General features: G+C 41.3%; 16 protein-coding genes. 7 read left to right on the top strand and 9 right to left on the bottom strand.

What is annotated here, in order from left to right:
- Positions 1–156: 156 nt before the first annotated feature.
- On the bottom strand, positions 157–1,347 hold the full coding sequence (locus N1I80_RS11170) for an MFS transporter (RefSeq protein WP_340737943.1): 1,191 nt from the start codon (positions 1,345–1,347) through the stop codon (positions 157–159).
- 152 nt (positions 1,348–1,499) lie between these two features.
- On the opposite strand from N1I80_RS11170, the gene N1I80_RS11175 reads away from it, so the two are divergent.
- Both N1I80_RS11175 and N1I80_RS11180 read left to right on the top strand, forming a co-directional pair.
- Positions 1,500–1,676: a hypothetical protein gene (locus N1I80_RS11175; protein ID WP_340737944.1), complete on the top strand. Its 177-nt coding sequence runs from the start codon at positions 1,500–1,502 to the stop codon at positions 1,674–1,676.
- A 222-nt stretch (positions 1,677–1,898) separates the two neighbouring features.
- On the top strand, positions 1,899–2,087 hold the full coding sequence (locus N1I80_RS11180) for a hypothetical protein (protein WP_340737945.1): 189 nt from the start codon (positions 1,899–1,901) through the stop codon (positions 2,085–2,087).
- A gap of 524 nt (positions 2,088–2,611) precedes the next feature.
- Here N1I80_RS11180 and N1I80_RS11185 read toward each other — a convergent pair.
- From N1I80_RS11185 to N1I80_RS23365, 3 genes are all read right to left on the bottom strand, one after another.
- Complete coding sequence (locus N1I80_RS11185) at positions 2,612–2,878, bottom strand: YolD-like family protein (RefSeq protein WP_340737946.1); 267 nt, start codon at positions 2,876–2,878, stop codon at positions 2,612–2,614.
- Positions 2,879–2,983: 105 nt separating this feature from the next.
- A complete protein-coding gene (locus N1I80_RS11190) occupies positions 2,984–3,205 on the bottom strand; it encodes a transcriptional regulator (RefSeq protein ID WP_340737947.1) in 222 nt (73 codons plus the stop codon).
- 85 nt (positions 3,206–3,290) lie between these two features.
- Complete coding sequence (locus tag N1I80_RS23365) at positions 3,291–3,386, bottom strand: DUF6877 family protein (protein WP_445683648.1); 96 nt, start codon at positions 3,384–3,386, stop codon at positions 3,291–3,293.
- A 31-nt stretch (positions 3,387–3,417) separates the two neighbouring features.
- Between N1I80_RS23365 and N1I80_RS11195 the strand changes: the two genes are divergently transcribed.
- The 3 genes from N1I80_RS11195 (at position 3,418) to N1I80_RS11205 (ending at position 6,522) form a co-directional block, all read left to right on the top strand.
- On the top strand, positions 3,418–3,831 hold the full coding sequence (locus tag N1I80_RS11195; protein WP_340737948.1) for a hypothetical protein: 414 nt from the start codon (positions 3,418–3,420) through the stop codon (positions 3,829–3,831).
- A gap of 290 nt (positions 3,832–4,121) precedes the next feature.
- The gene (locus N1I80_RS11200; protein WP_340737949.1) at positions 4,122–5,729 is read left to right on the top strand and encodes an ABC-F family ATP-binding cassette domain-containing protein; all 1,608 of its coding nucleotides are present in this window, start codon (positions 4,122–4,124) and stop codon (positions 5,727–5,729) included.
- 121 nt (positions 5,730–5,850) lie between these two features.
- Positions 5,851–6,522: a hypothetical protein gene (locus tag N1I80_RS11205; RefSeq protein ID WP_340737950.1), complete on the top strand. Its 672-nt coding sequence runs from the start codon at positions 5,851–5,853 to the stop codon at positions 6,520–6,522.
- A 136-nt stretch (positions 6,523–6,658) separates the two neighbouring features.
- Here the strand turns inward: N1I80_RS11205 and N1I80_RS11210 are convergent, their stop codons facing one another.
- Positions 6,659–6,955, bottom strand: a complete 297-nt coding sequence (locus N1I80_RS11210) for a DUF1033 family protein (protein ID WP_340740032.1) — start codon at positions 6,953–6,955, stop codon at positions 6,659–6,661.
- Between the two features lie 213 nt (positions 6,956–7,168).
- Between N1I80_RS11210 and N1I80_RS11215 the strand changes: the two genes are divergently transcribed.
- The gene (locus tag N1I80_RS11215) at positions 7,169–7,831 is read left to right on the top strand and encodes a 5-bromo-4-chloroindolyl phosphate hydrolysis family protein (protein WP_340737951.1); all 663 of its coding nucleotides are present in this window, start codon (positions 7,169–7,171) and stop codon (positions 7,829–7,831) included.
- A complete protein-coding gene (locus N1I80_RS11220) occupies positions 7,818–9,002 on the top strand; it encodes a toxic anion resistance protein (protein ID WP_340737952.1) in 1,185 nt (394 codons plus the stop codon). The genes N1I80_RS11215 and N1I80_RS11220 overlap by 14 nt, the downstream gene beginning before the upstream one ends.
- A gap of 119 nt (positions 9,003–9,121) precedes the next feature.
- Here the strand turns inward: N1I80_RS11220 and N1I80_RS11225 are convergent, their stop codons facing one another.
- From N1I80_RS11225 to odhB, 4 genes are all read right to left on the bottom strand, one after another.
- Positions 9,122–11,023, bottom strand: coding sequence for a vWA domain-containing protein (locus tag N1I80_RS11225; RefSeq protein ID WP_340737953.1), 1,902 nt, complete (start codon positions 11,021–11,023; stop codon positions 9,122–9,124).
- A gap of 10 nt (positions 11,024–11,033) precedes the next feature.
- Positions 11,034–11,897, bottom strand: a complete 864-nt coding sequence (locus N1I80_RS11230) for an ATP-binding protein (RefSeq protein ID WP_340737954.1) — start codon at positions 11,895–11,897, stop codon at positions 11,034–11,036.
- Positions 11,898–11,951: 54 nt separating this feature from the next.
- Positions 11,952–12,149, bottom strand: coding sequence for a DUF6501 family protein (locus N1I80_RS11235; protein WP_340737955.1), 198 nt, complete (start codon positions 12,147–12,149; stop codon positions 11,952–11,954).
- Between the two features lie 96 nt (positions 12,150–12,245).
- On the bottom strand, positions 12,246–13,469 hold the full coding sequence (gene odhB / locus N1I80_RS11240) for a 2-oxoglutarate dehydrogenase complex dihydrolipoyllysine-residue succinyltransferase (RefSeq protein ID WP_340737956.1): 1,224 nt from the start codon (positions 13,467–13,469) through the stop codon (positions 12,246–12,248).
- Positions 13,470–13,497 lie beyond the last annotated feature (28 nt).

Raw genomic sequence — 13,497 nt, forward strand, 5'->3', positions numbered from 1 at the left:
CCATAAGACTGGCAGCGGTTTTCTGCTTGGCTTATGGCGGGAGGCATCCGCAAGCGCCGAAGCGGTTTCAATGGAAACTTTCAGTCACAATTTTAATTGAGGACTTTTTCAGCGGCCTCGCTAATGGCTCCAAGTTCGTTTCATTTACAAAATGGCCTATTCTTTTTTGTCGCCAATTAAAAATGTCAAAAGTAGCATCAAAACATACAACAACATCATAATAACAAACGTATACTGATGATTTGCCATCCAGTCAAAGACAAGTGCAATTAGCAGTGGCAATAATCCACCCATGATGAATCCACCTGTTTGCATCATTGCCGTCCATGCACTCGCTTCCTCAGCAGTCTCTGTCTCATCCAGCGGCAACAGTAGCGCAACTGGAAATAACCCACCGAGCGGTATGCCCATGATGACTGCACCTATCCACATAAGTGAATGAATACCTGTCCAGAATAAAATGATTGACGCCATTCCTGCGATCAGCATAAGCAATAACCAGAACTTCCGCGCTGGAAAACGTTGCATGAGCTGTGGCAAAAGAATATTTAAAAAGATTTGCACGGTCGTCATTACACTAAGAAGCGTCCCCGCCTGTAATAATGTCATGCCGGCAGATGTCGCGATGGGTGCCAGCCATGTAATAATCGAAAAGAATGCAGAAGATTGTAGACCAAAAAACAATAAGAATAACCAAGCTTTCCGCGATTTCCATGGAGACTTCACTTTTTTTCGTTGCATTTTTACGACAACTGCATCTAGTTGGCGAACCTCAACCCGACTTGTCATCGCTAAAAACCAGGCAACTAAGCCAGCTAGCGCTAGCACAGACCAAATGCCTAACGCAAACAAGTAAGATCCAGTCTTGTCAAAAAAGACAGCTGTCAACCCTGCACTCGCTGCTGATCCAACACCCATTCCGAATGAATAAATACCAATGATAGATGCCGCTCGATCAGGGAAATACTGTTTAATCATAGCGGAAAGAAGTGGGCCCATTATAGCAATGGCTATCCCGACAATGAATGCAGTGCCAATCAGCACTGGATAACCTGGCAAGAAGCCACGAACTGCTGTCATAACACCAACCAGGATAATCATCACGGTCATGGTCCCCTTTAAACCAAATCTATGGTTCAAAACCGGGGCCAACATCGCGAAAATCCCCATGCAAATGACGGGAACTGCTGTCAGTAGACTGACCTGTGCATTGGATAATACTAATTGTTCACGAATGGTTTCAAGCATTGGCCCGATAGACGTTATCGCCGGGCGCATATTAATAGATATTGCAAAAATCGCAAAAATCATGAGGACTGTATTCCGTTTGTTTACTTCTTTAGACATGCATACTTCCCTTTCAGTTAAATAAATTAGATGAATACTTACGCAATCATTACGTAAGATAAACTATAATCATATCACTTTTCTCTTCACTCTATTCACTTTTTTATTTTGTGATATAATCCTTGTAGAGTAAATAAATGGAGGTGTATCCAATGGAGTTTATCGCTATAATCCCTATCTTAATTATGCTTGTTATCTATCTGGCTGTTCTTGGCTTTACAATTTGGTTTGCCATTAGCCTGATTTCTGCTCAAAAAGAGCGCAACATAGTGTTAAAAGAAATTTCAAACAAACTGAATGTCGTAGAGATCAGTAAAAAGGAAGAGTGAACCACTCTCTCCTTTTTTACCGTCAGCTTTCTTACGTGTTACAACGTCACGATTGTTATTACGACGATTTCGATTATCCCAATCGCGATCAGACCTTACTTCTCGACACTCACAAACCAACTCTGCCCGATTTCTTCGTCTACGATCTTCAAAACACATATAGTTCCCCTCAGAATAAAACCTTCGATACGGTGCATATTACGCTTTAGGAGGTGAACAATCATGAGTAAAAACAATAAAAAGACGATGAATGAGAGAACTCATAATGGCTCTGAGATCTATAAATATAACAAGAACAGTAACAGCAATAACAACAACCTCAATGAGGAATTCGCTGCGGAGTTTGATGCTAAATCAAACAACAATGTCACTAGTCAAAACAATGAAAAACGACCTACTAACAATAAATAATCGCAGTGAAGAGAAGGTGAGAGCCATTTTTACTCTCACCTTTTTCATTTCAATTTGTCCATTACATTTAAAATTTAAAACGCTACAAATCTCTAAATTTTTCCATGAATGCCTCTCTCTTCTATTACGTTTTTGAGGAAGGTTCTGGAGGATACAGAATATCCGGTCGGGTGCACGACTCAAAAAAATAGCCACCTTCAAAAAGTCGGTGGCTGTTTTAGTTTCCTGTATTATAAGCGTAACTCAAATTTATTTTCAGACTGGCACACCAGGCAACGCGTGTTCACCTGCGCTGATTCAAAAAATTTAACATCTACCAATTCAAGCATGCCACTGATGCATTGGAAACAAGGAATGGTTCGAATCTCCTCATTTAAATATTTCAGTAACTCTTCATGAGAATAATTCACGCTACCCCTCCTATTATACCTATTTCTACACGAGGGGTTAAAAGTCCTTCTAAAATAATTCGAAGATTTACGACAAACAAAAAAACCAATCCCTATCGAGACTGGTCGCACACTTCATTTAACGCTCACGACAGCATTGATGTTGATTTTTACATCCTCAAAGTCAACCCGCAAAGTTAGTTTGCCCAGCTGACCATCGACATCGGTTACTACACCCCGAGCTGATTCATACTGCTTGCGATGGTAGGTAGTGACTTCAATTTCACTACCAAATTCCAACGCTTCACCAATTTTCTCGCCAATTTCAATAAAGTCAGATTCCGTGAGTTGAGGCACAACTACATTCTTGTTTGCTTTTTTGGGTTTCGGTACCGCTGTCATCTTCATCGTCCTCCCAATACCAATCTCGTAATTCTGCTAAGTGCTCTCGAAACATTACCAACTTGGCTCGTTTTTCTGCTTCCTGAGTACAATTACTATCTACCATCAGATCACCCTGCTCTCTGTCGCTATAATGGGAACAAGTGCTAAAACATTGTCAATGGTAAACGTTCGCTTGGATCTCCGTAAATGGCAATAAGCCCAAAATGAAACTTCTCCAACCCGCAACACATCAATCCTCCGCTTACTGACTTCCCCACTGTTAGACAGATACATCATATCCATTACTGTATTACGGTCCATCGACTTCACCAACCGATTCCGCACATTTGTTCCCTCCTCTTTTCCAATTATACAGAATAAACGTTCGTGTGTAAAGTAAATAATATTGTCGTCCGCAGTTTTTTACCGTTCACTCCTTCACAAATCGGTTTGCGTACCTTAATTGCTGATAAATATATGGATCATCCTCAGTACATAGAATATTAAGATATAGACAGTCATACATTTAATCAAATTAGTACAGAGGGAGAATAGCTATGAGTATTGATTTTATTTTACTGGCACCAACAGCCTTTCAAGTGTTTAAAGCAGGTGAATCGAATCCAGAAAAAGCAAAGCGAATTGTTTATGGGCAAGCTACCTCAGACGCAAATGGTATAGCTACACTTTATTTTACGGAAAATGGATTAGCTAATGGCAATCCATTATTAACAACTATTGACTATACAGTATCAAGCGTATATTCTACAAACCCTTCGATAAGTGCAAGACCGAGAGTACAAATGCGAGAGAAAAATATTACTGCAAAATTTGTCTCCGCTAATGTTACAAACAATAGTAGTGTAGTCGTATTAGGAATTAGTGTATTAGGTTCAGAAAATCCAATGAATGGAATTCTTATAGACTTTATGATTTTAGGTAGTTTCGATAGTTCAACAAATCAACTATAACTGCCCTGTACTACTTAACCACCGCCCTTGTAGTTGCAACACCAAACAAGCATGTTGCAAAATACAATCACAGATTGTTTAGGGAATACACCGGAGATGGTCCTGAGAGTATAGAATCACTCATTTAAGGAACTTGAAATAGAGTCTAGCCGTTAATTATTGTGTTTTGGGGACCATTTTGGGGGACCTCGTAGTTTTGACAGCTCTAAACCCTTGTAGTATCAGCTTTCTTGCTACTGAGGAATAGTACGTGCTATAATAGGAGCATTGTGAATTTAGGAGGATTTTGAATGATAGCAGTCAGTAATGTAAGCCTTCAATTCGGCGATCGCAAGCTGTTTGAAGATGTGAATATACAGTTTAATCCGGGCCATTGTTATGGTCTAATTGGTGCAAACGGTGCGGGTAAATCAACATTTTTGAAAATTTTGTCGGGTGAACTTGAAACACAAGAAGGAAACGTCATCATGAACAAAGATGAGCGCCTTGCAATCCTGAAACAGAACCACTTCGAATATGAAGAAAGCGTCGTCCTAGATACAGTCATTATGGGCCATAAACGCCTGTATGACATTATGATGGAGAAAAACGCTATCTATATGAAAGAAGATTTTTCTGATGAAGATGGTATGCGTGCTGCTGAACTTGAAGGTGAGTTTGGCGATTTAAATGGGTGGGAAGCTGAGTCTGAAGCTGCTATCCTTTTACAAGGATTAGGTCTAAAAGAAGAGTTCCACCAAGTGAAAATGGCTGAACTTGATGGGTCTGATAAGGTAAAAGTGCTTCTAGCACAAGCGCTATTCGGTAAACCTGACGTCCTTCTTCTCGATGAGCCTACTAACCACTTGGATTTGAAAGCTATCCAATGGCTAGAAGAATTCCTCATCAACTTTGATAACACAGTTATTGTCGTGTCCCACGACCGTCACTTCTTGAATAAAGTATGTACGCAAATTGCCGATCTCGATTTCTCTAAAATCCAAGTATACCCAGGTAACTATGATTTCTGGTATGAATCTAGCCAGTTAGCTTTGAAAATGTCACAGGACCAAAACAAGAAAAAAGAAGAAAAGATTAAGGAGCTTCAAGCATTCGTTGCGCGTTTCAGTGCCAACGCTTCGAAATCTAAACAAGCGACTTCACGTAAGAAGACACTCGAAAAAATCGAGTTAGATGATATTAAACCATCATCACGCCGTTATCCATTCGTCAACTTCCAGATTGGTCGCGAAATCGGGAATGACGTACTGACAATTCAAGACGTTTCAAAAACACAAGATGGCAGAGTTATGCTGAAAGATGCGTCATTCACAATGAACAAAGAAGATAAAATCATTCTTCTTGGAAATCCACTTGCAAAAACAGCTCTTCTTGAAATTCTAGCAGAAGAAGCTGAACCGGATGCTGGTACTGTAAAATGGGGTGTGACGACATCACGCGCATACTTCCCTCTCGACAATAATGAATACTTCCAAGGTTCTGAGCAATCACTCGTGGAATGGTTGCGTCAATATTCACCTGACGATCAAACTGAAACCTTCTTGCGTGGTTTCCTAGGACGTATGCTGTTCTCTGGTGAAGAAGTGAACAAAAAGCCATCTGTTCTATCCGGTGGAGAAAAAGTACGTTGTATGCTGTCGAAAATGATGCTAACAAGTGCTAACGTTCTTCTTCTTGATGAGCCGATGAACCACTTGGATCTTGAATCGATTCAAGCACTCAACAATGGTTTAATTTCATTCAAGGGTGCAATGCTCTTTACATCACATGACCAACAGTTCATTCAAACAGTTGCCAACCGTATTATCGAAATTCACGATGACGGTACAATTTTCGATAAAATGATGGGCTATGATGAGTATCTAGAATGGAAAGAACAACAAGAAAAAGCTAAATAATAGTAAAAACAAGCCGCTTCCCCTTATCTCAGGGAAAACGGCTTGTTTTTATTCAGAACTGTAACATACCTTGTATGATTTTCGTCTAATTGGATAAACCATTATAAAAGGAGTGATTTTTATGCGTAAAATGAATCTTTTCCTCTGTCTAGTCGTAGCCGCGTCTGTATTTTCGGGCTGCTCTAAAAATAGTAGTACCGCCCTTGATAATTCAGGTTCTAATAACTCAGGTATCATCACAAAGGAGACTGAAAGCAAAGGAATTGTCAGCCCCACAGACATCGCTATGACTGATTTTTTCCTGCCTGATGGTTCAAAAGCACATTATTTAGGTGAAGGCAATGAGTTTGCGGAGCTGGATATTGAAGTCGCCCACCCATTTGAAAATTATGTCATCATTTACGAAAATAATGGTGGCGCACTGGTACGCTATGTTTATCGAATTGATCATGATGAGATTTTTATTCTTGACAATCAAATGACAGAGTCGAAAGCAGACTTCCCTTCATTGAATGAATTAGACGCAATGACTCCAACCGGAATTTATCTCAAAAAACCATTTACAAAAGGGACCGCCTTTGGTGATTGGATAATTGTTGACACCGATGTAACAGTAGAAACACCTTATCAAACCTTTGACCATGCTTTTGTCATTGAAAAGCAAGATAAAGATGTTATCAATCGGAAATATTTCGTCGAAGGCTTTGGTGAAGTGAAACGTGAATCCATCATGACAACTGATGATGGGGGCGAATACATTGTTACATCTACATTAAAGGCAGTCGATCAATAACTAACAAAAGAGGCGTTTCCATAGGGTAATGGAGCGTCTCTTTTCACTAGCTACCGAAAAAATTCACCTACTACAAAAAATACCGTGGTAGCCATTACTTTTTCTAATGGGTGAATAGCTACTTTCATTCACTAGATTAAACCACCACACGATAAGCAGTTGGTTTACCATCTTTCATGAAGATAACACCGTGGTAAAGTTGTAGATCCTCATCACATGATTCACAAAAATCCTTTTCACATTCTGACCAAAACGCATAAAAACAATCTTTTTTCATTGCCTCAAGCGTATACTTCACGCGTAGCTCCGCCAGTAGCTGTTCACAATAAACGATAGCCTCTTCGGCGTTGTCAAATGAGTGGCGAGTGCGAATCGTTTCTTCCCAGCCTTCAAACATCCACCACGGCTCATAATCTGCTTTCATATAAATCACTTCAAACAATTCGAATAACCTCCCTATGGAACTCTCAGGTGAATGTCCTTCATTTTAACAAACTCCCTCACGATGTCCAACATATTGCTTTATACCACTAATGCTTATGCTAGGTGTATAGTACATTTATCGGGTATAATTGAACTAGTGGTGTGAAACTTTATCCGTTTTCAAACGTATAAGATATAGAGAGAAAGGAGGCCTGAAGACACCATGAAAGAAATCCAACAATTTTTTATTCGACATTTCATCACTGCCCCCATTAGCTTCGGGTCGTGGCTCTATTTAGTGTTTGGTGCAAGCCTCAATATTTTCGCTGCAACAGGCCTTTGGGCAGCAATCTATCTCGGTGGAACTTTTACAATAAAGCAGATTCAAATAACCTCCAACATAAAAAACCTGGGGATGTCCCGATCTGAATATAGCCATATTAAAGGCCAACTTATTGAAGCAAAAAAGAAAATAAAGCGACTGAACAGTCTTTACGGACAAGTTCGATCCGTCCAAGCCTTTAAACAAGTATATGAAATGAACGGCCTCGCTAGAAGGATTCTCGGCATTGTCAAAACAAATCCAAAGAAATTTTATCATGTCGAAAAGTTTTTCTATGCCCATCTCGATTCCGCAGTCGAACTGACTTCGAAATATGCTTTGCTTGTGAACCAACCATTGAAAGACAAAGAACTTCGTATTGCTCTACAAAATACGCGTGAAACACTTGGCGATGTCAATAAACAGTTGGAGCAAGATTTACGTAGCGCCCTTGCCCCCGACATCCATCAGCTCCAAATGGAAATCGACTTTGTCGATATCACGATGAATCAAGACAAACCGCTTCTCGAAATGAAAGGAGATACCCCTAATGACCGAAAATAATCATATGAAAACAATGGATGATTTACTTGATAATCCATTTGATCTTCAAGAACCCCTTCTTCCAAAGGAAATGCAAACCGTAAATAATGAAGCAAGCGTTAGCCCAAAACTAATTGATCGACTATCTGATGAGGAAAGAGAAAAAGCTCAACAGCTTGCCGCTCAAATCCCAGTGGGTAATTACGAGGCCATACTTACATACGGTGCCAGCGCACAGGGCCAGCTATCTAAATTTTCGCATCAAATGCTTGATCATGTCCAAAGTAAGGATATTGGTCCCGTTGGCGATGTCTTGAAGGATTTGATGAATCGACTTTCTGAAATTGACCCTGATGATTTATCGGAGAAAAAGAAGTCAGGTCTTAGCCGATTATTCAATAAAGCCACACGTTCTATTCAGGAAATGATGACCAAATATCAAAAATTAAGCACGCAGATTGACCGAATTGGTGTCCAACTCGAGCATTCAAAACGAGGACTTATTGAAGATGTTCAGATGCTCGACAATTTGTATGAGCAAAATAAAACCTATTTCCAAGCGCTAAATGTCTACATAGCAGCTGCAGAGTTAAAACGGGATGAAATTGCCAACGACATTATTCCTGAAATGCGCCGCCAAGCTGAATTGTCGAATGACCAAATGGCTTTCCAAGAAGTAAATGACATGGCACAATTCCTAGATCGCTTAGAAAAACGATTATACGATTTACAATTATCACGTCAAATTACGATCCAAAGTGCACCACAAATTCGCATGATTCAACAGACTAACCAAACACTTGCGGAGAAAATCCAGTCATCGATTATGACTTCCATTCCACTTTGGAAAAACCAAATTGCCATTGCATTGACACTTAACCGTCAAATGAAAGCTGTTGAGTCACAGAAACTAGTGACACAAACGACGAATGATTTACTGTTGAAAAACTCTGAAATGCTTAAAATCAATTCGATTGAAACGGCTAAAGAGAATGAGCGTGGGATTATCGAAATTGATACGCTGAAGAAAACACAGGAGAACTTGATTCAAACGATTGAAGAAACACTCCTTATCCAAGCTGACGGACGTGCCAAGCGTAAATCAGCTGAAATTGAAATTGCACGTATGGAAGAAGAGTTGAAACAACGCCTTCTCGGTATCCATGAAAAAACACAAAACCGCCCTTTATGAGGCGGTTTTGTGTTTTTCACAGATTTATCGGCGACTTTCGAAACTTTACCAGCGAGTTCACGGATTTATCGGCGACTTCAGAGACTTTGCTAAACGAAGCCCTCGAATTTCCCTTCCCTTTACGTGTTCCGAATGACAATCGCCAGCAGCTTTCTCAGTATACGTAATGTCTGATCTGCAAAACTCTCTACCGAGTTGGATGACGCAGTTTTATTGCCAAACATCATGGAGAATAAGGCTTTCTGGTCCCCTGTTGGTTCCTCTGTCGAGAGAAATAAGTGAATGACGGAAATGCCCTTTTTCTCCGTTTCCATCACGGCCTCTGCTGTATCGAGAATACCGTTGCGATCATAACCAAAGGCAGATGGTTCTCCGTCTGAGAAGACAAGTAAAAACTTGTGTTTCTCTTGTCTAGCAGCCAATTGCTCGGCCATCCAACGAATCGCAAAGCCGTCACGGTTATCTTCATTCGCATCGAAAGATAGGATGGACATACCGTTATCTTTATTGCGATCGGTGAACGTATGCATGAGGCCAAACACATTAGGCTGTACGTCTTTCGTTGCATGATAAGCATCCTCATAATACGAAGAAATTTCATGGCTGACACCCAATTGGCGAAGTACATCATGGAATAGCAGCACAGCCTGTTTTGTTTCGTCCAGCTTGTCAAGCATCGAGGCAGAGCCATCGACAAGTAAGCCAAATACAGCATCCAAATTAACAGATGGCGCATTTTTTCGATAGAATGGCTTAGGTCGCTCGTCCACCACCATCGTCGTCAGCTTGGTCGACAGACGCCCTTTCATCAGACGCTCTCGCTTGGAGTCCTCTTTCAAATCAATTCGCTTCTTCATTTCCTCAACAAACGAACGAACATACGGCTTCTGCTGTTCTCTCCAAATCAATAATTTTTGACGATTTTCCTGCTCATCAGCTACTTCTACACGCAACGCTTCATAGACGACGTTCAGATGCTCCTTACCGAATAGTTTACCGGCCTTCACCTTATTCTCTCGCTTATCAGCTTTGTCGCTCTCGTCGTCCGTCCAGCGCTCGTTGTCGTTGCCCTTAGAATCACCAGAACCTGTTTCTTCAATGTCTGCCTCTTCATTGCCAGGCGTTGTATCGTTCGCATCACTTTTACCAGATCGACCATGCTCGAGTTCGAATTCAAGGTGGACACCTGATTCACTTTCGTTTTCTCGATGCCACGATCGGAATACCTCCTCGATCGTTTCTTTTGGACCTTCCTCCCCTTTTTCAGCATCAGACATTCCTTCATGATAATGAAACACCGTATTGTCTTCGGTAATGGCATCCCCCGCTGAGTAATATTGATGGATAAGGTCCTTGTCGATGAATCTTTCGATAATGCCAACAATCCTGTCCGCGATATACGTATTGTCTTCCGTATTCTTAGCATCGTAGGCATGCTGTAGAATATTTTGGATCAGCCCCAAATCGATTTCTCCCCAGTCGATGGAAGTATCGACAAACATGCCTTCATGGAGTGAAATGAATAGCTGATTCATCATGGCGTCTGCAAAAAAACTCTTCTGGACATTCGATAAGAGCATATTACGATGAAAGCCCACATACGCTTCCCTTCTGATATCGAACGAAGTCGCCGTTCCGGGTCTTTCCTTCGTAATCGCATCCATCAGACGGAATTCTTCGAGCATCATTAACAGTTCCAAGGCGAATTTCCGAAGTGGATGTAAGCTATATGTACGAGTGAATGTAATCCAAGTGGGCACACTAAACCGTTTCCAATAGCCCGCTGTCAATAAATAAATATCGGAAAGCCTTCCCCCATGAATAACTTCTTCTGTCCGATGACGCCAAAAAACACTCATTGAAATAATGCTTTCTTGCGGACGAAATTCAAGCAATTTCCGTTCGGTTAACTCAAGAAAAGGTGCATCTGCAAGTGCCCTTCCCAGCCGCTCATACAGCAATAATGTCTTGGCATCGACCGTTTCATCATTAAATTGAATGAATCGATTCATCTTGACCATTGCAATCGCCTCATTTCACCCAAGTATCCACTAATTCCATGACGAGCCTACGTTCAATTTTATCATCCAGCTTCTCAGCGATAGCGTACTGCACCGCACGTTTCACAGGAATATGTTCAGCTAATCCCATTGCATCGAGCAAGCTTCGAACAGATGCTGCTTCATCGGATAACAACCCATTCATCACTTGCTTTTTCAAATCATTACCGATTTGAAGGAATGTCTCGACAAGCTGCTCTGGGGCATTTGGATAGGTGTCTGTCATGACTGTTTGTAATTGTTCCCCTGTCAAATAAGGTACAGTGAACGACACAAAGCGGTTTTTCAACGCTTCATTCATCGGTGATGTTCCAACATATCCTTCGTTAATCGCTGAAATAACGGTAAAGTTTTCATGTGCATAAATGACTTCACCTGTAAACGGATTCGTCAACATGCGACGATGGTCGAGCACGCTATGAAGGATTGGCAATGTCTCTGGCCTTGCCATATTGATTTCATCAATGTATAAAATATGTCCTTTTTTCATCGCCTGGACAACAGGACCTTCGACAAATTCGATAACGGTTTCTCCATCTTTGCTAATGATTGTTTTGAAGCCGAGCAATGATTCCGCATCGAGATCGACAGAACAGTTGACGCTTTGCATAGGCTGCTGAAAATAATGTGATATCGTTTGGGCTAATTTTGTCTTTCCTGAACCCGATGGTCCTTTTAATAACACAGGTTTTTTTAACACAATGGCAACAAGTACATCTTCCCATAAATGAGCATCCGGTGAGACATAGCCCCCTTGTTGGATTAACAGCTGGGCAGATGACTCATGAATCTCCCCTGAACGATGTGCATGTTCTTTTTCTATTAATGCATTCATGTAAAAGTTTCCTCCTTATGAAAAGCCCGATACAGTTGTATCGGGCTTTTCTGTTTATTCGAAATACGTTTTGTAATAGCCACCGACTTTGCCTGTGTTGTCCAAAACGAAAATAAATTCTTCCGTTTCATTTTTCACTTCGTATTCTTTACCTGGTGTTAACACATTATTCACGACATATTTTGCAGCGTCTGCATGCTTGCAGACGACTGTTCGAATTGCCGGAGCAGTTGTCCAATCTTTGAATGTCATTATCAATCACTCCTTTCAGTTTTAAATGAATCAAAAAAATCGACCCGCAGTGAAAGCGGGCCGATTGGATTAAGGCCTACTATATGCCTACTGTTATTAAGAACCGAGAAGAAGATCTTCTGGATTTTCGATTAGTTCTTTGACCATTTTCAAGAAGCCAACAGAATCTTTACCATCAATAACGCGGTGGTCATATGAAAGTGCCACATACATCATTGGACGGATTTCGATATTGTCTCCGATTGCTACTGGACGTCTTTGAATTGTGTGCATGCCGAGGATTCCGACTTGCGTACCATTCATAATTGGCGTTGACATCAACGAACCGAATACACCACCGTTTGTAATTGTGAATGAACCGCCTGTCATGTCCGCCATTGTCAATTTGTTATCGCGTGCTTTTTTCGCAAGTTCAACAATTGTTCCTTCGATTTCTGCGAAGTTTTTACGGTCTGCGTCTACCACGTTTGGTACAACAAGTCCGCCATCTGTTGAGATCGCTACGCCGATGTCAAAGAAGTTTTTCAAAATGATTTCGTCGCCATCGATTTCTGCGTTAACGTATGGATATTTCTTAAGTGCTGCAACAACTGCTTTTGTAAAGAATGACATAAATCCAAGACGAACATCGTTTTGTTCGAAAAATTGGTCTTTCTTCCGCGAGCGAAGTGCCATCACATTTGTCATGTCGATTTCGTTGAACGTTGTAAGCATTGCTGTTGATTGCTTCACTTCCAATAGACGTTTCGCAATTGTTTGGCGACGGCGAGTCATTTTCTCACGTGTTACACGACCATCGTCCTGAGCTACAACTGAAGCTGCTGGTGCTACTGCCGCTGGTTGTGCTTTTGGAGCTGTCCCGTGCGCTTCAACATCTTGTACACGAACGCGTCCCATTGGATCTACTGGTGAAACAGCTGCAAGGTCAATCCCTTTTTCACGTGCCATTTTACGAGCTGCTGGGCTTGCAATTGTGCGATCCGATGTACTTGCATCTTCTTCAACTGCAACAACTGGTGCTGGTGCTGCTGGTGCTGGTGCCGCTGCTTCAACTGGCGCAGCAGGAGTTGCTGCTGGTGCGCCAGAGCCCGCGCCAACGATTGCGATAACTTGACCAACTTGAACTGTGTCGCCTTCCGCTGCAAGATGCTCTTGAACAACTCCAGCTTCTTCTGAAATAACTTCAACGTTTACTTTGTCTGTTTCAAGTTCAACGATGAATTCACCTTTTTCAACCGTATCACCCGGTTTTTTCAACCATTGTGCAATTGTTCCTTCTGTAATCGATTCTGCCAGTTCTGGTACTATGATCTCTGCCACAATAAATTCCTCCTATAATCTATGTTGA

This window comes from Sporosarcina sp. FSL K6-3457 (assembly GCF_038007285.1).
Classification (GTDB): Bacteria; Bacillota; Bacilli; order Bacillales_A; family Planococcaceae; genus Sporosarcina.

Excerpts from the sequence above, each read along its gene's own strand:
- N1I80_RS11170 (WP_340737943.1), bottom strand. The coding sequence starts at position 1,347 with ATGTCTAAAGAAGTAAACAAACGGAATACAGTCCTCATGATTTTTGCG.
- N1I80_RS11175 (WP_340737944.1), top strand. The coding sequence starts at position 1,500 with ATGGAGTTTATCGCTATAATCCCTATCTTAATTATGCTTGTTATCTAT.
- N1I80_RS11180 (WP_340737945.1), top strand. The coding sequence starts at position 1,899 with ATGAGTAAAAACAATAAAAAGACGATGAATGAGAGAACTCATAATGGC.
- N1I80_RS11185 (WP_340737946.1), bottom strand. The coding sequence starts at position 2,878 with ATGACAGCGGTACCGAAACCCAAAAAAGCAAACAAGAATGTAGTTGTG.
- N1I80_RS23365 (WP_445683648.1), bottom strand. The coding sequence starts at position 3,386 with ATGTATGACTGTCTATATCTTAATATTCTATGTACTGAGGATGATCCA.
- N1I80_RS11195 (WP_340737948.1), top strand. The coding sequence starts at position 3,418 with ATGAGTATTGATTTTATTTTACTGGCACCAACAGCCTTTCAAGTGTTT.
- N1I80_RS11200 (WP_340737949.1), top strand. The coding sequence starts at position 4,122 with ATGATAGCAGTCAGTAATGTAAGCCTTCAATTCGGCGATCGCAAGCTG.
- N1I80_RS11205 (WP_340737950.1), top strand. The coding sequence starts at position 5,851 with ATGCGTAAAATGAATCTTTTCCTCTGTCTAGTCGTAGCCGCGTCTGTA.
- N1I80_RS11215 (WP_340737951.1), top strand. The coding sequence starts at position 7,169 with ATGAAAGAAATCCAACAATTTTTTATTCGACATTTCATCACTGCCCCC.
- N1I80_RS11220 (WP_340737952.1), top strand. The coding sequence starts at position 7,818 with ATGACCGAAAATAATCATATGAAAACAATGGATGATTTACTTGATAAT.
- N1I80_RS11225 (WP_340737953.1), bottom strand. The coding sequence starts at position 11,023 with ATGGTCAAGATGAATCGATTCATTCAATTTAATGATGAAACGGTCGAT.
- N1I80_RS11230 (WP_340737954.1), bottom strand. The coding sequence starts at position 11,897 with ATGAATGCATTAATAGAAAAAGAACATGCACATCGTTCAGGGGAGATT.
- N1I80_RS11235 (WP_340737955.1), bottom strand. The coding sequence starts at position 12,149 with ATGACATTCAAAGATTGGACAACTGCTCCGGCAATTCGAACAGTCGTC.